1 protein-coding gene is annotated in these 551 nt (G+C 38.7%); it reads right to left on the bottom strand.

Annotation, left to right across the window (positions count from 1 at the left end; translation table 11 throughout):
- On the bottom strand, positions 1 to 551 hold a 551-nt coding region (locus tag BPMYX0001_RS25080), incomplete at both ends, for a peptidoglycan recognition protein family protein (protein WP_208858010.1).

Here is a 551-nt window from a genome sequence, read left to right as displayed (position 1 = left end):
ACTTGCCATCAATTTGTTGCCAGCCTGTTATAATGTCGTCTGTTGGTTGAGAAAGGTTATTATAATACCCCTCAACACCATTTACGAATGAATCCCATAGTCCATTATTAATCATGTTAGCAGGACAGTTTTTACCACTCCATCTTTGGTGTTTTACGATATTATTTAACGGTACACCCGTTTCTTTCATTAAATAAGCTACAAGTTTCTTAGCGTTATTTACTGCTTTACTGTAGTTACCGTCTCTGTTAACTGCGATTTCAATTGCAATAGATTGTCTATTACCTGGACCATCACCGTCTCCTGCGTGCCACCCGTTCTCGTTTAATGGTAAGTGTTGATAAATCTCTTTATCGTCTACTGTAAAGTGCCATGATGCAGTTCGGTCTGTGTTCCCTACTGCTTGGTTATATAGATATTGAGCGTGGTTTCTAGCACCTGCTCCTACACTTGTATTATCAGTCTCATGAATTGTAATATACTTTGGACTCATGTAGTTTTGAGGACGAATATTATCGTTACCTACTGGAACAATCCATTCAGTGAATGGG

It is taken from the genome of Bacillus pseudomycoides DSM 12442, from assembly GCF_000161455.1.
Taxonomy (GTDB): Bacteria; Bacillota; Bacilli; order Bacillales; family Bacillaceae_G; genus Bacillus_A; species Bacillus_A pseudomycoides.
The sequence above is the reverse complement of the archived record's forward strand: the minus strand, read 5'-3'. Positions and strand labels throughout refer to the sequence as shown.